Source organism: Pseudomonas sp. 14P_5.3_Bac1 (genome assembly GCF_025466135.1).
In the GTDB taxonomy this organism is placed as follows: Bacteria; Pseudomonadota; Gammaproteobacteria; order Pseudomonadales; family Pseudomonadaceae; genus Aquipseudomonas.
The window spans coordinates 15,839-36,878 of sequence record NZ_JANLOF010000062.1; the positions used below are offsets into that span (position 1 = coordinate 15,839).

Sequence of the window (21,040 nt, forward strand, 5' to 3'; positions counted from 1 at the left end):
ATGAACAAGCTGGCGGAAAAAGTCCAACAGGCTTTAGTGACGGCCATCGACAACGATGACCTGGTTCTGCCGACATTACCGGAAGTGGCCCTGAACATACGTCAGGCCGCCGAAGACCCGGAAATTAGCATCAGCCACTTGAGCAAAGTGATCGCTCGCGATACCGCCCTGTCGGCACGCCTGATCAAAGTGGTCAACAGCCCGCTGATGCGCGCAACTCAGGAAGTCACCGACCTGCATACCGCCATCACCCGGCTGGGCACCAACTACAGCAGCAACCTGGCCATTGGCCTGGTGATGGAGCAGATCTTCCACGCCCGCTCCGAAGTCGTCGATTTGAAAATGCGCGAAGTGTGGCGCCGCAGCCTGGAAGTAGCAGGTGTGAGCTATGCCTTGTGCCGCAGCCACAGCCAGCTGAAACCTGACCAGGCAGCGCTCGGCGGTCTGGTGCATCAGATTGGCGTGCTGCCGATCCTCGCCTATGCCGAAGACCGTTACGAACTGCTCTCCGACCCGGTCAGCCTCAACCACGTGATAGAGAGCATTCACCCGCTGTTGGGCGACAAACTGCTGGGTGACTGGGATTTTCCGGAGATGCTCGCGAAGCTGCCAGGGCAATACCTGGACCTGGAACGCGACTCCGCGAGCCTGGACTACATCGACCTGGTGCAAGTCGCCGTGCTGTATTGCCACCGGGGCACCGATCATCCGCTGGCGAATGTATCGGTTGCCAGCCTGCCGGCGATCCAGAAGCTGCGCGTCGACCCCTACAGCAATGCCCTGAGTGCCGAGCTGGAAGAAGCGCGCTCGATGTTTTACTGATCAACCCGCGATAAAACTCACGCGCACCTTCAACCCCGCCAACTCGCCGTCATGCAGACTGATCTGCGCCAAGTGTGCGCGGCAGATCTCACCGACAATCGCCAGCCCCAAACCTGAGCCCATGCCCTGTTGGCTGCGGCGGTAGAAACGCTCGAATACCCGGTCCCGCTCATCCAGCGGGATGCCCGGGCCATCATCTTCCACCTCCAGAATCGCGGGCGCCGTGACCCGCAAAATCACGTTGCCTCCGGACGGTGTGTGGGCCAGGGCGTTATCGACCAGGTTGCTCAGCAACTCGTTCAACAAGGTCGGCTCACCCCGCAGCCACACCGGCTCATCCGCCTCCAACGCCAGCGCAACGCCGCGCGCATGCGCCAGCGGCGCCATGGCCATGCCCAATTCCCGCGCCAGTTGGCTGAGGTCGAGCAATTGCGCCCCGCCTTCGGCAATCGCTCGCGCGCCGTTTTCAATGCGTGCCAGCGACAGCAGTTGGTTGGCCAAATGGGTGAGGCGGTCGGTGCCTTGGGCGGCAGTTTCCAGGGTGCTGCGCCACGTCGCCGGGGCCTCGCTGCGTAGACCGAGTTCCAAGCGTGCCTTCAGTGCCGCCAGCGGGGTGCGCAATTCGTGAGCGGCGTCGGCGATAAACTGCGCCTGGCGCTCGAACTGGCCGCGCAGGCGCTCGGTGAAGTGATTGAGGGAGCGCACCAGGGGACCGAACTCATGCTGCACTTCGACCAACGGCAATGGCCGCAAGTCGTCGGGCTGACGCTCCTCAACGGCAGTGCGCAAGCGCTCCAGCGGACGCAGCGCCGCGCTGACGGCAAACCACACCAGCAGCAATGCGCCGACGGCCAACATCCCAAGGCGCAGCAAGGTGTCGGCCAGCAGGCTACGGGCCATGCTTTCGCGCGCTTCATCGGTTTCTGCAACGCGAATTTCGGCCATGCCATTCATGTTCGGTTCGGAGACAGCCTTGAGCAAACTCACCACGCGTACGTGCTGGCCCTGGTAGGTGGCGTTGTAAAACCGCGCCAGCGCCGGGTAGTCGTCCGTGCGCGGCGTGCCCGGCGGCGGGCCGGGGAGGTTTTCGTAACCGGAGATCAGCTTGCGATCAATGTCATTGACCTGATAGTAAATACGCCCGGCGCTGTCGTAGGCAAAGGTGTCCAGCGCCACATAAGGCACATTCGCGCTCAGGGTGCCATCCACCTGGGTCAAGCCGGCGGCGATGGTGCGCGCTGACGCCAGCAAGGTGCGGTCGTAAGCGGTGTCGGCGGCTTCGCGCCCATTCCAGTAGGCGCTCATGCCGCTGGCGAGCATCAATACCACCAGCAACAGCGCCAGGTTCCACAGCAGGCGCCAGCGCAGGCTGCTGGGCTTATGCATCGCGGGCTTCCAGCAGGTAGCCAAGGCCACGGAAAGTCACGATGGCGATAGGCTGGCCGTCGAGCTTCTTGCGCAGGCGGTGCACGTAGATTTCGATGGCGTCGGGGCTGGCCTCTTCATCCAGGCCGAACACCTGCGACGCCAATTGCTCCTTGCTCATTACCCGACCGGGGCGTGCGATCAGCGCTTCCAGCACCGCTTGCTCGCGGGAAGTCAACGTCAGCAGTTCGCCACCCACGGTGAAACGCCGGGTATCGAGGTCGTAGACCAGCACGCCGCACGCTTGCTGGCGCTCACCCCCCAAGACGCTGCGGCGCAACAGCGCTTTGACCCGCGCTTCCAGCTCGGTCAACTCAAATGGCTTGGCGAGGTAGTCATCGGCGCCCAGGTTCAGGCCGTGTACGCGGTCTTTTACATCACTGCGCGCCGTCAGCATCAACACAGGCAGATTTTTCCCACGCGCGCGCAGACGCGCCAACACTTCAAAACCGTCCATGCGCGGCAGCCCCACGTCGAGGATCACCACCGCATATTCCTCACTGTTCAAGGCCAGGTCCGCGGCCACGCCATCGTGCAACACGTCGACAGTCAAACCCGTGCTCTTGAGCGCCTGGGCGACACTTTCGGCGAGTTGCAAATGGTCTTCAACCAGGAGGACACGCATGGATTTTCACCTCATTCGGGCATGGTCGACGCCACGCTTTGCGGGGCAGTTTACAGGCGCCGCCTGCCCTGTGAAGCCCGAAAACATTGAAAGGCAACTGAAAGGTTAGTGAAAGCTTCGCCCTTTAGCATCCAGCCACGGTGGGTCATGCCCGCCGAGCTACCTGATCCGTAGTGCCAGAAAAACGCCTCGAAGCGTTTTCGCAAAAATAAGAACAATAACGGAGTACACAACGATGCTGTCGACACAGCCACAGGCTTGCCCGCCTGTTCGTTTTTCTCGCCTTGCCCAGACCGCCCTTGCCAGTGCCACCGCCCTTGCCGGCTTTTCGCCACTGAGCCAGGCTGCCTTCTTCGAAGACAGCAGCGCCACCCTCGAAACCCGCAATATGTACTTCAACCGCGACTTTCGCGACGGTACCAGTGCCCAGCAATCCAAGCGTGACGAATGGGCCCAGGGGTTCATGCTCAACCTGCAATCGGGCTACACCGATGGCACTGTCGGGTTTGGCGTGGATGCGCTGGGCATGCTTGGGGTCAAGCTCGACTCCAGCCCCGACCGCACCGGCACCGGCCTGTTGCCGACCCACGACGACGGCCGCGCCGCCAACGAATACTCCAAGCTGGGCCTGACCGGCAAAGTGAAGATCTCCGCCACCGAACTGAAAATCGGCGCGCTGATCCCCGAACTGCCGATCCTCAAGCCCAACGACGGGCGCATCCTGCCGCAGACCTTCAACGGCGGCCTGCTGACCTCCAAGGAATTGAAGAACCTGGTGTTCACCGGCGGTCGTCTGGACAAGGCCAAGGACCGTGACGACACCAGCTACGAAGACATCGCCCTCAACAACAAAAACAGCCGCTTCGTCAGCGGCGCCACTGGCAAGCACTTCAACTTCGGCGGCGTGGACTACACGTTTGCCGACAAGATCACCGGCAGCTACCACTTCGCCCAGCTCGACGACGTGTACCGCCAGCACTTCCTGGGCCTTGTGGCCTCACGCCCACTGGGCCCCGGCACTTTCGGCGCCGACCTGCGCCTGGCCATCAGTGATGACACCGGCAGCGCCCGCGGCGGCAACATCGACAACACATCGCTCAACGGCCTGTTCAGCTATGCCCTCAATGGCCATAAGCTCAGCGCCGGCTACCAGCACATGTCCGGCGACAGCGCCTTTCCCTACGTGGATGGCAGCGACCCGTACCTGGTCAACTTCGTGCAGATCAACGACTTTGCCGGCGCACAAGAGCGCTCCTGGCAGGCGCGCTACGACTATGACTTCGCCAAGCTGGGCATTCCCGGCCTGAGTTTCATGAGCCGTTACCTGTCGGGTGACAACATCAGGCTTCGCAACGGCGAGACCGGCAAGGAGTGGGAGCGCAACAGCGAGATCCGCTACGTGGTGCAAAGCGGCACGCTCAAGGATGTCGCCCTGCGCCTGCGTAACGCCACCTACCGCTCCAACTATTCGGCACGTGATGCCGACGAAGTGCGCGTGCTGGTGAGCTACAGCATTGCGCTTTGGTAGTCGCAACTCATAACAACAACGACGGAGATAAACATGACCTATTCACTGCGTAAATTGGCCCTCGCCGCCGGCTGCATGCTGTTCGCCGGCCAACTGTTGGCCGCCGACGAACCCAAGCGCCCGGAGTGCATCGCCCCGGCCTCGCCCGGCGGTGGCTTTGACCTGACCTGCAAACTGGCGCAAAGCGCGCTGGTCAACGAAAAGTTGCTGAGCAAGCCGATGCGCGTCACCTACATGCCAGGTGGCGTGGGCGCGGTGGCCTATAACGCGGTGGTCGCTCAGCGCCCGGCGGACGCTGGCACGCTGGTAGCGTGGTCCAGCGGTTCGCTGCTGAACCTGGCCCAAGGCAAGTTCGGTCGCTTTGATGAAAACGCCGTGCGCTGGCTCGCCGCCGTCGGCACCAGCTACGGCGCCATCGCGGTGAAAGCCGATTCGCCCTACAAAAACCTCGACGATTTGGTCAAAGCCCTGAAGAAAGATCCGGGCAGCGTCGTCATCGGTTCTGGCGGCACCGTCGGCAGCCAGGACTGGATGCAAACCGCACTGATCGCCAAGGCTGCCGGTATCAACCCGCGCGACCTGCGTTATGTGGCACTCGAAGGCGGCGGTGAAATTGCCACCGCACTGCTCGGCGGTCATATCCAGGTGGGCAGTACCGACATCTCTGACTCCATGCCGCACATCCTCAGCGGCGACATGCGCCTGCTCGCCGTGTTTGCCGAAGAGCGCCTGGACGAGCCGGAAATGAAGAACATTCCAACCGCCAAAGAGCAAGGCTACGACATCGTCTGGCCGGTGGTACGCGGCTTCTATCTCGGGCCAAAAGTCAGCGATGCCGACTACGCCTGGTGGAAAGACGCGTTCGACAAACTGCTGGCCTCCGAAGAGTTCGCCAAGCTGCGTGACCAGCGCGAGCTGTTCCCGTTCGCCATGACCGGCCCGGAGCTGGACACCTACGTGAAGAAACAGGTGGCTGACTACAAAGTGCTGGCCAAAGAGTTCGGCCTGATCCAGTAATCGCCCCTCTTTTGGACGGCCGCGCCCTCCTCGACGGGCGGCGCGGCCCAGGAGTTTCACATGCTCTTACAACGCATTTTCGCCTCAGTCATGCTGCTGGTCTGCGCCGGCCTCGCGCTGATGGCGTGGCCGTATCAGGCGGCGTTTTCCTACGAGCCGGTCGGGCCTCGCGCCTACCCGCTGCTGATGCTCGGGCTGATGAGCCTGGGCCTGATCTACATGCTGTTTCGCCCACAGCCCACCAAGCACACCGAAGAAGAACCGGCCCTGGACCGCGACACGCTGATCAAGATCGGCATCTGCGTGGCGCTGTTGATCGTGTTTGCCGGCACGTTCGAGCCTCTGGGCTTCATCCTCAGCAGCATGCTGATCGGCATCCCGATGGCGCGCCTGTATGGCGGCCGCTGGTTACCCAGCGTGGTGATCGTCACCTTGATGGCAATCGGTCTTTACCTGCTGTTCGACAAAGCCATGGATGTACCGCTGCCCCTCGGCCTGCTTGAAGTTCTGGAGAACTGATATGGATACGTTCAGCTACTTGGGCCAGGGCTTCGGCGTTGCACTGACCCCTTACAACCTGGTGACTGCCCTGTGCGGCACCTTGATCGGCACCGTGGTCGGCCTGCTGCCGGGCCTGGGCCCGATCAACGGCGTGGCGCTGTTGATCCCCATCGCGTTCGCCCTGGGGCTGCCGCCGGAGTCGGCGTTGATCCTGCTCGCTGCCGTCTACCTGGGTTGTGAATACGGCGGCCGTATCAGCTCGATCCTGCTGAACATTCCCGGCGAAGCGTCCACCGTAATGACCACCCTCGACGGCTACCCCATGGCCCGCAAAGGCCTGGCCGGTGTGGCACTGTCGTTGTCGGCGTGGAGTTCGTTCATCGGTGCGTTCATTGCCACCTGCGGCATGGTGCTGTTTGCGCCGCTGCTGGCCAAATGGGCGATTGCCTTCGGCCCGGCGGAATATTTCGTACTGATGGTGTTCGCAATTGTCTGCCTCGGCGGCATGGCCGGAGACAAACCGCTGAAGACGTTCGTGGCGGCGCTGATCGGCCTGTTCCTCTCAGCCGTCGGCATCGACGCCAACAGCGGCGTATACCGTTTTACCGGCGACAACATCCACCTCACCGACGGCATTCAGTTTGTCGTATTGGTCCTGGGTTTGTTCTCCATCAGCGAGATCCTGTTGCTGCTGGAAAAAACCCACCGCGGCCAGGAAGCGGTAAAAGCCACCGGACGCATGATGTTCAACCTGAAGGAAGCGTCTGCAGTCTTCGTGGTTAACATCCGTTGCGGCTTGTTGGGTTTCATCATGGGCGTCTTGCCGGGTGCCGGCGCGACACTCGCCTCGGCCGTTGCCTACATGACCGAAAAACGCCTGGCCGGTGCCAGCGGTAAATTCGGCCAGGGCGACATGCGCGGCCTCGCCGCTCCGGAAACCGCAATCGGCGCCTCCGCCTGCGGCGCGCTGGTGCCGATGCTGACCTTGGGCGTACCCGGTTCGGGCACCACCGCTGTGATGATCGGCGCGTTGTCGCTGTACAACATCACCCCCGGCCCACTGCTGTTCCAACAGCAACCGGACATCGTCTGGGGCCTGATCGCGTCGTTGTTTATCGCCAACATCATGCTGGTGATCCTCAACATCCCGATGATCCGCATCTTCACGCGCATCCTCGCCGTGCCGAACTGGGCGCTGGTGCCGGTGATTGCCATCATCACCGCAATCGGTGTGTATGCGGTTCACGCCACCACCTTCGACCTGTTTCTGATGGTCGGCATCGGCATCTTCGGCTACATCCTGCGCAAGCTGGACTTCCCGTTGTCGCCCGTGCTGCTGGGCTTCATCCTCGGCGGCCTGATGGAGCAGAACCTGCGCCGCGCGCTGTCGATTTCCAACGGTGCGCTGGACATCCTCTGGTCCAGCCCGATCACCTTTGGTGTGTGGGTGCTGACCGCGCTGATGCTGGCCTTCCCGCTGGTGCGCATCTACCGCAAACGTGCCCTGCAGCGTCGCGCGCTGGCCGATGTCTGAGGTCACCTTTAAGCAATGGTGGGCAACACCGCTGGTCGGCCTGGCCGGCGGTTACCTGGCCAGCCTCGTCGGCTGGCCTTTGCCTTATATGGTCGGCTCGTTGCTGGCGATTATCCTGGTGCGCTGCCTCACGCCGTGGCAGCTGGCGGAGATTCCCGGCGGGCGCAAATGCGGCCAATGGGTGGTGGGCATCGGCATCGGGCTGCACTTCACTCCGGTGGTGATCGAGCAAGTCATGAGCCACTTCGGCCTGATCTTCTTCGGCGCGCTGATCACCAGCCTGTCGAGCATTGTCGGCGTGTGGTTGATGCGCCGCAGCGGTGAAGACCGCGCCACCGCGTTCTTCTCCAGCATGCCGGGCGGTTCCGGTGAGATGGTCAACCTCGGCGCACGCAATGGCGCGGTGCTCAGCCGTGTCGCGGCGGGCCAGAGTCTGCGGGTGATGGTGGTGGTGCTGTGCGTGCCGGCGATCTTCAAGTATTGGCTGGAAGGCGGCGCGCCGCAGTTTCATCCGGCGCCGGTGAGCTGGAGCTGGCTGGCGCTGCTGTTTGCGATAGGAGCCCTGGTCGCCTGGGGCTGGCAGCGTTTACGTCAGCCGAACCCGTGGCTGTTTGGGCCCTTGTTGGTCAGCGCAACTGCCAGCGTTGTGTGGGACTTGCACTACGGCCTGCCCGACGGCGGCAGCCAGATCGGCCAATGGTTGATCGGCAGCGGCTTGGGTTGCCATTTCAACCGTCAGTTCTTTCGCCGGGCGCCGTCATTCATGGGCCGCACCTTGATCGGCACGGCCTTGACCATGGCGCTTGCAACACTGGCGGCCGTGGGCTTGAGCGCGCTGACGCAGCTGGATTTGCGCTCACTGACCCTGGGCATGATGCCCGGCGGCATCGCCGAAATGAGCCTCACCGCCGAAACCCTGCAGCTGTCGGTGCCATTGGTAACAGCGATGCAGGTGATGCGTTTGTTGTTCGTGCTGTTTCTGGCAGAGCCGTTGTTCCGGCACTGGAACCGCCAGCCAGAAAACTCCTGAACCCTGACGCAAATCAAAATGTGGGAGCGGGCTTGCTCGCGAATGCGGTGGATCAGTCAATAAATCTGGCGACTGACACTCCGCCTTCGCGAGCAAGCTCGCTCCCACATTGGATTGCGGCAGGCCTCAAACAGGCGGCAACCGCCACTCGATTGGCGTCTCGCCATTCTGCTCAAGAAATTTATTGGCACGGCTGAAATGCCCGCAGCCCAGAAAACCCCGATACGCCGACAACGGTGACGGGTGCACCGACGTCAGTACCAGGTGCTTGGTCGCGTCCACCAGCTTCTGCTTGCTTTGCGCATGGGCGCCCCACAGCAGGAACACCAGGTGCGGCTGATGTTCGCTGACCACTTCGATAATCCGATCCGTGAAGAACTGCCAGCCCTTGCCCGCATGGGCGTTGGCATTGGCGCGCTCAACGGTCATGGTGGTGTTGAGCATCAGCACGCCCTGATCCGCCCAGCTTTGCAGGCAACCGTGGTTGGGAATATCGATGTTCAAGTCGCGCTTGAGTTCTTTATAAATATTGACCAGCGAGGGCGGAGTCGGCACGCCCGGTTGCACCGAGAAGCACAACCCGTGGGCCTGACCGGGCCCGTGGTACGGGTCCTGGCCCAGAATTACCACTTTGACCTTGTCCAAAGGCGTTGAATTGAGCGCATTGAAAATCAGCGGGCCTGGCGGGTAAATCTCTTTGCCAGCAGCGTGTTCCTGGCGCAGGAACTCGCGCAGCTGGGCCATGTAGGGCTGCTCGAACTCATCCCGCAGGGCGTGTTTCCAGCTGGGTTCGAGTTTGATACGGTCGCCTTCGGTCATGGTGTGTTCGTCGCGTAGAAAAAGAATGGGCGAACCCTAGGAAAGCAGGCCCCGCTTGTCAATTGATCTGACACACCACCGGCACTTTCCGTTGGACCGATCATACTGATCCTTCACTTTCTCGATTGAGGTCACGATGAACCTGCACTTCGAAGAGCTGACCGGCAGCGACGGCGCCCGCCTTGGCATCGCCAGCCTGGACGCTGAAAAGTCGCTCAACGCGCTTTCCTTGCCGATGATCCTGGCCCTGACCGAACGTCTGGATGCCTGGGCCAAAGACCCGAATATCGTCTGCGTACTGCTGCGCGGCAACGGGCCAAAGGCCTTCTGCGCCGGCGGTGAAGTACGCAGCCTGGCCCAGGCTTGCCGTGAACGGCCCGGCGTTGTGCCGGCACTGGCCGCCGATTTTTTTGCGGCGGAATATCGCCTCGACTATCGCCTGCACACGTACCCGAAACCGCTGATCTGCTGGGGCCACGGCTATGTGCTGGGCGGCGGCATGGGCCTGCTGCAAAGCGCAGCAGTACGCATCGTCACCCCCAGCAGCCGTTTGGCGATGCCCGAAATCAGCATCGGCCTGTATCCGGATGTGGGCGCAAGCTGGTTCCTGTCACGCTTGCCCGGCAAGCTGGGGTTATTCCTGGGCCTCACCGGCGCGCATATGAACGGCCGCGATGCCCTGGACCTGGGCCTGGCCGACCGTTTCCTGCGCGATGACCAGCAAGACGAACTGATCGAAGGCTTGCTGCAACTGAACTGGCAGGAACAGACCCCGATGCAGCTCAACAGCCTGCTCAAGGCACTGGCCCAGGAAGCCGTCAGCCAACAACCGCAGGCGCAGTGGCTGCCCCGCCGCGCACAGATCGATGAATGGTTGGATGTGGGCGATGTGCGCTGTGCCTGGCGCGCCTTGAACCTGTTGCGCGACCACGCCGACCCGCTGTTCAGCCGTGCCGGCAAGACGCTGGCCGAAGGCTGCCCGCTGACGGCGCATCTGGTGTGGGAACAGGTCGAGCGCGCCCGGCACTTGTCATTGGCCGAGGTCTTCCAGATGGAATACACCATGAGCCTCAATTGCTGCCGTCACCCGGAATTTGCCGAAGGCGTACGCGCACGGTTGATCGACAAGGACCAGCAACCCCATTGGCATTGGCCCGAGATCAACACGGTGCCGGAGGCTGTGGTGCAGGCGCACTTCACCAAGGTGTGGGAAGGCAGGCACCCGCTGGCGGACTTGTCCGACTACTGAAAGGCAATCAATTCTGGCGCCCGACCGTAAATGCACAATTGTCCGGCTGGCTGTCCTGACAAATGTAGACATCTTGTTCGAGTGGATCGGTGGCGAGTTCCCAATGCAGGGACTTCGTCAGCGACATCGTACTGAGGGCCCCCGGCATGTCATACCGCAACGCCAGGCTTCGCCCGCTGCCCATCCGATAAACGCAGCGGTCCAGGTAGCCGTTCTCGCGATCCTTGCCCTGGCCGGGGGTGAAGAGCGCACCGATAAACCGATCCGCGAAGTCATCGGCGTCGACCTTTGGGCTTCGCCAATGAGAGTGTTTATCCGACGCTTGAAAATAGCCGCTCACGTACTTGACCGATGAAGGGTAGGGACAGCCCTGCTCCGCATTCGCTTGCGCGATGCCGCCCACCAACAATAAGAACCAGCACACACGTTTGATCAAAGAGCATTCCATAAACCCACCGCCTCCTCAGAGACGCACAACGGCGTCCCCAGCAGTGGAATGCAGATCAAACGCTTGCGATAGCTGTTAGAAATGACAGTGCCGACGAACGGCAGGCATAAAAAAGCGGCGCCTGGGCGCCGCTTGGGGGCATTACCTGTCAACGATGGCCGCCACCGCCGCCGCGTCCACCACCATGGCCCGGCCCGCCATTGCCCCACCGATTGTTCCAGCCCTGGCCTGGATAAGGCCGGTAAGCGGGCCGTGGGTAATAACGCGGGGCCGGTTGGTAATAGCGCGGCGCCGAATAGTAACGTGGCGGCGGCGCATAGTAGCTGCGCCCATATTGATAGTAGGCAGGGCCACCGTAGTAATAGGCCGGTGCCGGCGCGGTGTAGACCTCGGAGCGATAGTAAGTAGCACCTCCATCGTAATAAGGCACACAGGCGCAAAGGGTCAGACCGAGTAAAGCGCTGAGCAGCAGTCGTCGATACATGGCGGCCTCCTGGACCGCGGAAGAGCACCTCCAGCGACGCGGGAGGGCGGCATTCAGCTTTCACTGAATGACGAAACATCTGACATCAAAAACGGAATCTGGTGCGTTTTCGTAACGGTTTGATACATCTACTCAGGCTGTATCGATTCAGTAAATTAATCTGGATCGCAACTTTGTTGATTACCATAATGTCACTATGACATCGCATGGCGCCAGGGAGGCCCTAGCATGCACTCATCGCCACCCCGTCCGGACTCGACTCATGAAAATCTCAACCAAACTGCTGCTCTCCTTTCTCTTGTGTGCGCTGGTCACCCTAGGGGTCGGCCTGCTGGGAATCAAAGGGGTGGTTCGCCTCTCTTCGGCACTGGAGCTGACGTTCTCCAATAACTTGGTGTCCGTGAGCAACACGGCCGCCACCCTCAACGGCCTGGTCGCCCATAACCGCGGCCTGTACCGCTTGATGGATGCCAGCAAAGGCGACGTTTCCCCCCAGGATCGTGACCGTGTGCGCCAGGACATCGCCCAGGAACTCAAGCGCAGCCAGGCGTCCTACGCCACCTATCGCGCAACCCCACTGGAAGATGACGAACGGGCGGCCGGAGATAAACTCGACCAGATGTGGCCCTCCTACATCAGCAGTTCCGAACGCATCATGGCGCTGATCGACAGTGGCCAGGGCGATCAGGCCCGCACCCTGCTCAACACCACCAACAATGAACTCTTCCGCCAGGCGCGCGAGCTGATCCGCGTGATGATCGAGTCCAATAACCGCCAGATCAAAGAAGGCGCGATCGCTGCCGAGGAGCTGCGCAACAGCGCGTTGACGTGGATGATCAGCGGCATAGTGCTGGCCTTCCTCATTGCCATCATCGTTGGCATGTTGATCACCCGCCTGATCACCCGGCCCATCGCTCAGGCGGTCGAAAGCGCACAGCGCATTGCCAAGGGTGACCTGACCCAGGCCATCGTCACCGAACGCACCGACGAAGCCGGGCAATTGCTGATGGCGCTGTCGGATATGCAGGGCGGCCTGAAAAGCACCCTGTTGGAAATCGCCAACGCCTCCGATCAGCTCGCGTCGGCAGCCGAAGAACTGAGCGCGGTCACCGATGAAAGCAGCCGTGGCCTGACCCGCCAGAATGATGAGATCCAACAAGCGGCCACCGCCGTCAACCAGATGACCGCAGCCGTGGACGAGGTGGCCAGCAACGCGGTCTCGACCTCTGAAGCCTCGCGCCAGGCCACCACCGAGGCCGAAGACGGCCGCCAACAAGTGGAACAGGCAGTGTCCGGCATGAGTTCGATGGTGGTCGAGATCAACGACTCCACCCAATCGGTTGCAGACCTCGCCAGCCAAGTGCGAGAGATCGGCAAGGTCATCGATGTGATCCGTGGTATCGCCGACCAGACCAACCTGCTGGCCCTCAACGCGGCCATTGAAGCCGCCCGTGCGGGCGAGCAAGGGCGTGGTTTTGCAGTGGTCGCCGATGAAGTGCGGGCGCTGGCCCACCGTACGCAGACGTCCACGGTGGATATCGAGAAGATGATTGGTGAAGTGCAGACCGGTGCCGACGATGCGGTCGCAGCGATGAACAAGAGCCTGAGCTGGGCCACCGACACCCAGGCCCTGGCGCAGAATGCCGGCGAGGCGCTGCAACGGATCACCGCCAGTGTGGCGAAGATCAATGAACGCAACCTGGTGATTGCCTCCGCCTCCGAGGAGCAGGCCCAGGTGGCGCGCGAAGTCGACCGCAATCTGCTGAACATCCAGGACCTGTCCACCCAGACGGCCGCCGGCGCCCATCAGACCAACGCCTCCAGCCAGGACCTGTCGCGCCTGGCCACTTCGTTTAAAGTATTGGTCAGCAAGTTCCAGCTCTGAGTAGCCTGGGCAGGGTCGGCCCTGTATCGTACAACGCACACCGAGACTCTCCGCAAACTTGTCCGATCCAGCCCGAACCTGCCCATGACCACGCCATCACTCTGCCCCGCCTGCGGCGCCCGCAACGGCTGCGCCCTGGCTGACCCACGTACGGTCGACCAGGCCTGCTGGTGTTACAGCGTCACCATCGACCCGGCAGTACTGCAAGCCCTGCCCGACGCGTTGCGCAACAAGGCCTGCCTGTGCCCCCGATGTGCCCACGTCGATGCGCAGTTGCGCGGAGTCGAGCCGACGTAATGCGGGTTGATCGTTTCCTCAGTAACCTGCCGCGCTTCAATCGCCAGCAAGTGCGCCTGTTGCTGGTTGAGCGGCGTGTGTCGGTCGATGGCCTGGCCGTCAGCGATCCGCACCACGAAGTGCGGGCTTTCAGCCGCGTGTGCGTTGACAGTGAGGTGCTGCAGGCAGGTAAACCGGCGCGCTACTTCATGCTGCACAAGCCCAAGGGGTGTGTCAGCGCCACAGCGGACCCGCAGCACCCGACCGTGCTGGCCTTACTCGATGAGCCGGACAAAGATGAATTGCACATTGCCGGTCGTCTGGATTTCAACACCACCGGGCTGATGCTGATCACCAACGACGGCCAATGGTCACGGCGCCTGACCCAACCGCAGACCAAGCTGCCCAAGGTTTATCGCGTGGAAACCGAACAGGCCATCACCCCGGCGTACGCGGCAACCTTCGCAGCCGGTGTGTATTTCGCATTCGAAAACCTCACCACGCAGCCCGCCGAGCTGGCACTGCTGGGGCCAACGACTGCGCGGCTGAGCATCATTGAAGGCCGCTATCACCAGGTCAAGCGCATGTTCGGGCACTTTGATAACAAGGTCATCGGCCTGCACCGTGAGCGGATGGGGCCATTGGTGCTGGATGACTCGCTGGCGCCGGGCGAATATCGGGCACTGACTGAAAACGAAATCCTCGCGGTCTGATGACCGTTCGGCCGATGCTGGCAATAAACCAGCTTGTTGGCTTGCGACCTGGCGTCTGTGGTGCTTGAATCAAGACGTCAGCCAAATTATGACTGGCGAGTCGCCTATAACCTCCAAGAAACACCTTGCCCCGCCCGCGCATGATCTACGGGCCCTTCAGGCAAACAGCCCGCCCTAACAACAGCCGTCGGCCAGCCGTCATCGGACCGACATGGGTGCTCCTCTTCCAGGCGTATGCCTACCTGTCATAAAGCTCGTGCAGAGTGATCTGCGCGCCCTACCCGCTTGCCAGGAGTCTTACGACATGAGGCCAGAAATCGCTGTGTTGGATATACAGGGTCAGTATCGGGTTTACACGGAGTTCTATCGCGCGGATGCTGCTGAAAAGACCATCATCCTGGTCAACGGCTCCATGGCCACCACGGCGTCCTTCGCCCAAACCGTGAAAAGCCTGTACCCGCAGTTCAACGTGGTTTTGTACGACCAGCCCTACGCTGGCCGCTCCAAAATCCACAACCGCCACGAGCAGATGCTGACCAAAGAAGTCGAAGGCCAGATTCTGCTGGAACTCATCGACCACTTCGCCGCCGAGCACGTGCTGTCATTTTCCTGGGGCGGCGCTGCCACCCTGGTCGCCCTCGCTGCGCGCCCGCGTCGCGTGGAAAAGGCCGTGATCAGTTCGTTTTCCCCGGTGATCAACGCGCCGATGCGCGATTACCTTGAACGCGGTGTGGACTACCTCGGCAACCTCGACCGCGACCGCGTCGGCCACCTGGTCAACAGCACTATCGGCAAACACCTGCCGTCGCTGTTCAAGCGCTTCAACTACAAACACGTGAGCAGCCTGGCCGAGCACGAATACGGGCAGATGCACTTTCACATCAGCCACGTGCTCAACAGCGACCGCCTGTGCTACCTCAAGGCAGCGCGGCAAATCGACATTCCAGTGCTGTTTTTGAATGGCGAATGGGACGAGTACACCAGTGCCGAGGATGCCAAGCTGTTTGGCCAGCATGTGGCCAAGAGCAGCTTCAGCACCATTCAGGCGACCGGGCATTTTCTGGATATGGAGCACAAGGCGGCGTGTCGGGACAGCCGGGACGCGGTGGTGGGCTTTTTGAAACCGCAGCGACAGGTCAGTCGTTTGCGCTACCACCAGGGCCAGACACAGCATGCCTTTGCGATTTGAAATGAAAGCACTGCATAAACGCCCGCTTGGGCGGGAGCCGGGCTTGCCCGCGACGCAGGCACCTGTGTGTCAGCCACACCCAGGTGATGTATCGCGGGCAAGCCAGCTTCCAAGTGAGCTTGAGCGACGCAACCCACACATTTTTCGAAGAAAAACTTCAAATCCCGATGAACATCTGGTACAAAGTCAGCCGCTCTGAGCGGGTATAGTTTAATGGTAGAACAGTAGCTTCCCAAGCTTCCGACGAGGGTTCGATTCCCTCTACCCGCTCCACTCACATTTCGCGCCTACGTCAGTTACGACGCAGGTGCACAAAAAACCGGTCCTTGTGGCCGGTTTTTTTATGGGCGCGATCTGTGCATTCGTCACCTGCCGCGCGCAAACCTGTACAAATCAATATTTCTGTACAAGTATAAATACCAAGCGCTGGCGCTTCGCCGCGCACGATTACGATCACGGAGCCCGGCAATGACACGTCTGCTGATTTCATTGTTGCTGGCGTTAAGTTTGAGCAGTTGCGGCAACGTCGAGGTCGCCCACTACGCCGACCAGAAACCGCCATTGGACCTGGAGCGTTTCTTCAGCAAGCCCGTCAAGGCCTGGGGGATTTTCCAGAAGCGTTCGGGCGAAGTGGCCAAGCGCTTTGAGGTCAATATCGCCAGCCGGCGCGAGGGCAACGCGCTGATTCTGGACGAGCGCTTTCTGTACAGCGATGGCACGCGTCAGCAGCGCGTATGGACGCTGACCCCGGATGGCCCGGGGCGCTGGCGCGGTCGAGCGGGTGACGTGGTCGGCGAGGCGATTGGCGAAGTGGCGGGGAATGCACTGCGTTGGCGCTACCGGCTCAACCTGCCGGTGGACGGTTCGGTCTACGAGGTCAGTTTTGATGACTGGATGTACTTGATGGACGAAGACACGCTGATCAACCGCTCCAGCATGACCAAGCTCGGCGTCGAATGGGGCCAGGTCACGCTGTTCTTTCGTCGCCAATGAAACGACCCACCGTGAGGGTTAACCATGAACCTGAAAATGCTCACTGAATTGGCCGAGAAAGGCGAGATACGCGAGTTGGAGCTGCTGTCGCTGGAGGGTGGCTTCTACATCGCGCGGGTCAGGTTGGATCATGTCGAAATGACGCTGGTGGACGATGACGCCAAGCCCATGCGCATCGGCTCCACCACGCACTTGCGCGACCTGTTGCAGCGGGTTCCGCCGTTTCCGTGTGTGCTGGTGCAGCACAGCGTGCACGATGAAATGTGCGGTGTCCGCGAAGGGCCGATCGGCGCGTTGCGTATACCGTTTACCCTGGCCTCGCCCCTTTAAACCCCATCACGTATCCCACGCTGCACCACCCACGCCAACGGCAAAGTCACCAGCAACATCACCGCCAGGACCATCACCGCCATCGGCACACCGAGCGCATCGCCGACCCCGCCGAACACCACCGGCGCCAGCGCTCCGCCGCCAATGGTGCCGGTGTAGAACACCGCAAAGGTCTGTTCGCGTTTGCCCGCGCTCGCCAGGTCCGGGACGGCGCCGTAGAGCACAGAAGACGTGCCGTTCAGCGCCAAGCCTAGCAGCGGCAACATCACCATCAAGCCACTCAGCGGTAGATACACGGCTGTGACGATCAACAGCGCGGTGCTGGTTTCGGTCAGCCAGACGGTTTTCATCATGCCAATGCGCGCCCCCAGGTAGCCGCAAAGCAATTTGCCGAACGCACCGCCAATGAACAGCATCGTCAGCGCCAGCCCAATGCCCGCCGTGCCAGCGCCTTTGGCTTGCAGCAGAAACGGCAGAAACGTGAGAAAGCCCATGCGCACGGCGCTGTCGAGCGTACCGGTGAGGATCAGCGCACGCAGGCCTGCGACCGAGCCCGTGCCACCGGGCGGCTGGGCTTTTTCGGTGACACCGGGCTCGCGAACTTGAGTCGGCACCAGCCACCACAGCAATCCCGCTGCCGCCAGACCGAGCAGCCCCAGCAGGGTGGCGCTGGCGCGCCAACTGACGACGGTAAGCAGCAGGCCCACCACCCCAGGAATCAGGGTTTTGCCGATATCGCCGCTGAAGTTGTACTGGGACAGCGCCTGCTTGACGCCACCACCGTCCTCATAAGCGTCGGTGATCATCGAGGAGGCCAAGGGGTGTTGGGTGCTGGCGCCCAAACCGCCCAGCAGCAACGCCAACAGCAACAAGCTCAGCGATGTGGCTTGCCCCACCAATAAATAAGCGACACCCGCAAGCGCAGTGCCACCCACTAGCAACGGCAAACGGCCCCAGCGTCGGGCGGCGCGGCTGGCCATCAGTTGGAACACGGCCATCATTGCGGAGTAGGCGCCACGCAACAGGCCGATCTGGGCGTAGGACAAGGCAAACTGCGCCTGCCAGATCGGCAGCAACACGTAGATAACGTCGGTGAGACCATCGTGTACGGCGTGAGCGCTGCAACCGGCGATCAACGCGCGGCGCCGGCTGGAGGTTTCGCGCACAGGCACAGCAACAGTGTCATTCATGGTGTCGGGACCGGCTCAGGTTTGAGGGGCTTCCAGCCCGTCAGGGCGATCAGCAGGGTCAGCAGTTGAAAACCGATTATCAGCGCCACACAGCCGGCCCAGCCCCAGCGTTCCCAGATCAATGCCGGGACGATGGCACCGCAACTGCCGCCCAGGTAATAGCACGTCAGGTAAACCCCCACGGCGCCAGACTTGCTCTCACCGGCGGTGGCACTGATGAAAGCATTGGCGGCGGCCTGGGCCAGGAACACGCCGGTGGAACTGAGCGCCAGGCCCACCACAATGCACCACAGCGAAGGCGCCAGGGTCAGCGCCGAACCACCGATACCGAGCGCGGCGGCGACCGCCAGCAGTTCGGCGTGAGGTCTGGCTTTGCTGAGGCGCCCGGCGATGGGAATCACGATCAACGCCAGCAAAAACACCATGTAAAGCGTGCCCAGCGCCGCAGGCCCCAAGTTGAACGGTGGCAGGCCAAGGTGCAAACCTGCGTAAGTAAATGCTGCAACCTGGGAGAACAACACGCAAAAACCTACGCCGTATGCCGCCAGCAAAGGTCGGCGAAAAACACCTGAAGAAACCGCTCCAGGCCGTTCGCCGCGCAGTCGATTGGCGGGCAACAGGAACTGAATAAACCCACCGACCATCAAGCTCAACACCGCCAGCAGTTCGAACGCTTCGCGCCAGCCCACGTATTGCGTCATCACACCGGTGACGAAACGCCCGGCGAACCCGCCCAACACAGTGCCCGCCACATACAGGCTGGTGACCTCGGTCACCGTCGCGCCACGCCAACGGTCGCCGATGTAAGCCACGCTGGTGGCAAACACCAGCGGGATCAACATGCCCTGCACAAACCGCCACACCAGCACGTCGGCAAAACTGCTGGCGTAGGCGGTCATCAGCGCAGGAACGGCCAGCAGCAGCGCGGCCACAGCGATGACCGTGCGCTGTTCGAAGCGCCCGGTCAGCCGGCTGACAAAGGGCGCGGTGATCGCCACCGCCAGGGTGGTGACCGTGATGCTCCAGCCCGCGTCCTTGGCGCTGATATGAAACTGCGCCGCAAAGGTCGCGAGGATGCTCTGGGTGGCGTAGAGGTTCAGAAACGCCGCGCAGCCACACAGGAACAGGGCTAGACGGGCACAATGCAGGCGCGGTTTCATGAAACCTCTCGTTTTATTTTGTAACGCCTTTATAGAATGGCCGTCGGGTCTTAAACCAATACCGATTTCGAACCGATCAATACCCAAAGATCAGGATGCTCGACCTACGCAAGCTGCGTTACTTTCTGACGGTCGCCGAAGAATTGCACTTCGGCCGCGCGGCACTGCGCCTGCACCTGGCCCAGCCGCCGCTGACCCGGCAGATATCAGCGCTGGAGACAGAGCTGGGGTTCAAGCTGTTTGATCGCACCAGCCGCACGGTTTCTCTTACCGCCCAGGGTCGTTCGTTCTTGCCCTACGCGCGCGGCGTGTTGGAGCAGGTTGAATTGGCACAGGTCATCGCCGGCAAACTGGCAGCGGGCACTGCAGGCCAATTGGCACTCGGGTATGTCAGCTCGATCGCGTTGTCGGACCTGTTCAGCCAAGCGATCCAGGCCTTCGCCCAGCGCTTGCCCGATGTGCAGTTGACCTTGGTGGAGTGCGCCTCTGGCAGCCTCGGCGCGCAGGTGGCAGACGGCCGGCTGGATATCGGATTGAGTCGGCTGTTGCCGCAGACAGCAGACGTTCACGCGTTGTCGTTGGGCGAAGAGCGGCTGGTGGCCGCGGTGTCCAGCGACAGTCCGCTGGCCAAGCTGGCACAGGTCAGCTTGACGCAACTCAGTGCGTATCCGCTGATTCTGTTCCCGGCCGACTACGGGTCGGGTCTGAACCAATCCATCGAGCACCTTTACCGCCGCCACGCCCAGCCTTTGCACGCGGGGCCAACCGGGCGGCAGATCACCTCGATCATTGCCTTGGTGGCCGCCGCGCAAGGCGTGGCGTTGGTGCCCGCCTGTACCCAAAGCCTGATGAACAAGGGCGTGACGTATCGGCCGCTGGTGGAGGCGGATGCGTGCGCGCAATTGTTGGTGTTGACGCCCGCGCAAAGGAAAAATGTATTGGCTGATGCATTTCTCGCCATCCTTGCGCAGGTGTTACACAGCCGGTAATGCCTTGGAAACACCGTAAGACCTCGATGCAACAACACGCCGAGACGCTCATTCAACACCGACCATCGACCGTCGTCAGACGGCGTGTTCGTCTCTCGGTTACGGGGATTTCAATTGGCCCGACTGGCGCCAATGGAACGGCCAGCCCTTGAGGAATTTGATCGCAAGAAACGCAGTTTCCAAACAGGCGGATGGCATTACAGTAGCGTCCTGGCTTTTAACACCCGCCCTTCGAGGAGCCCGCTCATGCCCTACGAATACACGCTCATGCCCTCCCCCGTCGGCCAGCTCACCCTGGTGGCCCGCGACGGCAAGCTCAACGCGATCCTCTGGGAACAAGAACGCGCCAACCGCGTACGCCTGGGCGAGTTGCGCGAGGCCAACGACAGCCCGGTGCTTATGGAAACCGCGCGCCAGTTGCGCGAGTATTTCGCCGGCGCACGCAGCCAGTTCGAGCTGGAACTGGACTTCAACGGCACGCCTTTTCAACAGCAGGTCTGGCAGGCGCTGCTGACCATCCCGTTTGGTGAAACCCGCAGCTACAGCCAGATCGCCGAGCAAATCGGCAACCCCAAGGCCGTGCGCGCGGTGGGCGCCGCCAACGGGCGTAACCCCATCTCGATCGTTGCGCCCTGCCATCGGGTAATAGGCGCCTCCGGTGGGCTGACCGGGTTCGCCGGAGGGCTTGGCGCCAAACAATACTTGCTCGCGCTGGAAGGTGGACGCCAGGCAGAACTGGGCTTGTGAGGCGAACCGCGACAAAAACGTACAACTTTGTTCACCGGCGCTTTTGTAAAAAGAAATTTCAAAGAACCGCTGCGGTCCATAATTTC

General features: G+C 61.6%; 22 protein-coding genes and 1 tRNA gene. 16 read left to right on the plus strand and 7 right to left on the minus strand.

The genetic code is table 11. The annotated features are described in order from the left end of the window. Entirely contained in the window at window positions 1–822 is an 822-nt protein-coding gene (locus tag NTD89_RS16785) for an HDOD domain-containing protein (RefSeq protein WP_262208686.1), read from the plus strand. On the opposite strand, the gene NTD89_RS16790 is transcribed toward NTD89_RS16785, so the two are convergent. Together NTD89_RS16790 and NTD89_RS16795 are read right to left on the minus strand one after the other, a co-directional pair. Beyond that, entirely contained in the window at window positions 823–2,208 is a 1,386-nt protein-coding gene (locus tag NTD89_RS16790; protein ID WP_262208687.1) for a sensor histidine kinase, read from the minus strand. Next, window positions 2,201–2,872, minus strand: coding sequence for a response regulator (locus tag NTD89_RS16795; RefSeq protein WP_083359659.1), 672 nt, complete (start codon window positions 2,870–2,872; stop codon window positions 2,201–2,203). Before NTD89_RS16795 ends, NTD89_RS16790 begins: the two co-directional genes overlap by 8 nt. A 235-nt stretch (window positions 2,873–3,107) precedes the next feature. Here NTD89_RS16795 and NTD89_RS16800 point away from each other — a divergent pair, with 235 nt between their 5' ends. The 5 genes from NTD89_RS16800 to NTD89_RS16820 are packed head-to-tail and all read left to right on the plus strand — an operon-like array spanning window position 3,108 to window position 8,482. After that, on the plus strand, window positions 3,108–4,400 hold the full coding sequence (locus tag NTD89_RS16800) for an OprD family porin (RefSeq protein ID WP_262208688.1): 1,293 nt from the start codon (window positions 3,108–3,110) through the stop codon (window positions 4,398–4,400). Window positions 4,401–4,433: 33 nt separating this feature from the next. Then, window positions 4,434–5,417, plus strand: a complete 984-nt coding sequence (locus tag NTD89_RS16805; protein ID WP_370004338.1) for a Bug family tripartite tricarboxylate transporter substrate binding protein — start codon at window positions 4,434–4,436, stop codon at window positions 5,415–5,417. A 60-nt stretch (window positions 5,418–5,477) separates the two neighbouring features. Further along, window positions 5,478–5,936 carry a tripartite tricarboxylate transporter TctB family protein gene (locus NTD89_RS16810; RefSeq protein ID WP_242194097.1) on the plus strand — a complete coding sequence of 153 codons (459 nt, stop codon included), beginning with the start codon at window positions 5,478–5,480 and terminating at the stop codon, window positions 5,934–5,936. A 1-nt stretch (window position 5,937) separates the two neighbouring features. Next, window positions 5,938–7,452 carry a tripartite tricarboxylate transporter permease gene (locus NTD89_RS16815; RefSeq protein ID WP_106577026.1) on the plus strand — a complete coding sequence of 505 codons (1,515 nt, stop codon included), beginning with the start codon at window positions 5,938–5,940 and terminating at the stop codon, window positions 7,450–7,452. Next, window positions 7,445–8,482, plus strand: a complete 1,038-nt coding sequence (locus tag NTD89_RS16820) for an AbrB family transcriptional regulator (RefSeq protein WP_262208690.1) — start codon at window positions 7,445–7,447, stop codon at window positions 8,480–8,482. The genes NTD89_RS16815 and NTD89_RS16820 overlap by 8 nt, the downstream gene beginning before the upstream one ends. Before the next feature lie 126 nt (window positions 8,483–8,608). Here NTD89_RS16820 and ung read toward each other — a convergent pair whose 3' ends face one another. Then, a complete protein-coding gene (gene ung / locus NTD89_RS16830; RefSeq protein WP_262208691.1) occupies window positions 8,609–9,301 on the minus strand; it encodes a uracil-DNA glycosylase in 693 nt (230 codons plus the stop codon). Between the two features lie 136 nt (window positions 9,302–9,437). Here ung and NTD89_RS16835 point away from each other — a divergent pair, with 136 nt between their 5' ends. Further along, a complete protein-coding gene (locus NTD89_RS16835; RefSeq protein ID WP_262208693.1) occupies window positions 9,438–10,550 on the plus strand; it encodes an enoyl-CoA hydratase/isomerase family protein in 1,113 nt (370 codons plus the stop codon). A gap of 7 nt (window positions 10,551–10,557) precedes the next feature. On the opposite strand, the gene NTD89_RS16840 is transcribed toward NTD89_RS16835, so the two are convergent. Both NTD89_RS16840 and NTD89_RS16845 read right to left on the minus strand, forming a co-directional pair. Then, window positions 10,558–10,998, minus strand: coding sequence for a DUF3757 domain-containing protein (locus tag NTD89_RS16840; protein WP_262208695.1), 441 nt, complete (start codon window positions 10,996–10,998; stop codon window positions 10,558–10,560). A gap of 148 nt (window positions 10,999–11,146) precedes the next feature. Beyond that, a complete protein-coding gene (locus NTD89_RS16845; protein ID WP_242194112.1) occupies window positions 11,147–11,482 on the minus strand; it encodes a hypothetical protein in 336 nt (111 codons plus the stop codon). A gap of 262 nt (window positions 11,483–11,744) precedes the next feature. Here NTD89_RS16845 and NTD89_RS16850 point away from each other — a divergent pair, with 262 nt between their 5' ends. The 7 genes from NTD89_RS16850 (at window position 11,745) to NTD89_RS16880 (ending at window position 16,868) form a co-directional block, all read left to right on the plus strand. Beyond that, window positions 11,745–13,367: a methyl-accepting chemotaxis protein gene (locus tag NTD89_RS16850; protein WP_262208697.1), complete on the plus strand. Its 1,623-nt coding sequence runs from the start codon at window positions 11,745–11,747 to the stop codon at window positions 13,365–13,367. An 84-nt stretch (window positions 13,368–13,451) separates the two neighbouring features. Then, on the plus strand, window positions 13,452–13,664 hold the full coding sequence (locus NTD89_RS16855) for a cysteine-rich CWC family protein (protein ID WP_145162866.1): 213 nt from the start codon (window positions 13,452–13,454) through the stop codon (window positions 13,662–13,664). Continuing rightward, a complete protein-coding gene (locus tag NTD89_RS16860; protein ID WP_262208699.1) occupies window positions 13,664–14,356 on the plus strand; it encodes a pseudouridine synthase in 693 nt (230 codons plus the stop codon). The genes NTD89_RS16855 and NTD89_RS16860 overlap by 1 nt, the downstream gene beginning before the upstream one ends. A gap of 304 nt (window positions 14,357–14,660) precedes the next feature. Continuing rightward, the gene (locus NTD89_RS16865; protein WP_262208700.1) at window positions 14,661–15,545 is read left to right on the plus strand and encodes an alpha/beta fold hydrolase; all 885 of its coding nucleotides are present in this window, start codon (window positions 14,661–14,663) and stop codon (window positions 15,543–15,545) included. Between the two features lie 199 nt (window positions 15,546–15,744). Further along, window positions 15,745–15,818, plus strand: a tRNA-Gly gene (locus NTD89_RS16870). A 195-nt stretch (window positions 15,819–16,013) separates the two neighbouring features. Beyond that, window positions 16,014–16,538 (plus strand): DUF3833 domain-containing protein, encoded by a 525-nt coding sequence (locus NTD89_RS16875; RefSeq protein ID WP_242194118.1) that lies wholly within the window; start codon window positions 16,014–16,016, stop codon window positions 16,536–16,538. A 24-nt stretch (window positions 16,539–16,562) separates the two neighbouring features. After that, a complete protein-coding gene (locus NTD89_RS16880) occupies window positions 16,563–16,868 on the plus strand; it encodes a DUF6482 family protein (RefSeq protein WP_200623599.1) in 306 nt (101 codons plus the stop codon). On the opposite strand, the gene NTD89_RS16885 is transcribed toward NTD89_RS16880, so the two are convergent. Further along, window positions 16,865–18,058 carry an MFS transporter gene (locus NTD89_RS16885; protein ID WP_262208703.1) on the minus strand — a complete coding sequence of 398 codons (1,194 nt, stop codon included), beginning with the start codon at window positions 18,056–18,058 and terminating at the stop codon, window positions 16,865–16,867. The two genes, NTD89_RS16880 and NTD89_RS16885, sit on opposite strands and share 4 nt — an antisense overlap. Then, the gene (locus tag NTD89_RS16890) at window positions 18,055–19,218 is read right to left on the minus strand and encodes an MFS transporter (RefSeq protein ID WP_262208704.1); all 1,164 of its coding nucleotides are present in this window, start codon (window positions 19,216–19,218) and stop codon (window positions 18,055–18,057) included. Before NTD89_RS16890 ends, NTD89_RS16885 begins: the two co-directional genes overlap by 4 nt. Before the next feature lie 95 nt (window positions 19,219–19,313). Here NTD89_RS16890 and NTD89_RS16895 point away from each other — a divergent pair, with 95 nt between their 5' ends. Then, on the plus strand, window positions 19,314–20,207 hold the full coding sequence (locus tag NTD89_RS16895) for a LysR family transcriptional regulator (protein WP_262208706.1): 894 nt from the start codon (window positions 19,314–19,316) through the stop codon (window positions 20,205–20,207). Between the two features lie 246 nt (window positions 20,208–20,453). Beyond that, complete coding sequence (locus tag NTD89_RS16900) at window positions 20,454–20,954, plus strand: methylated-DNA--[protein]-cysteine S-methyltransferase (RefSeq protein WP_145162851.1); 501 nt, start codon at window positions 20,454–20,456, stop codon at window positions 20,952–20,954. Window positions 20,955–21,040 lie beyond the last annotated feature (86 nt).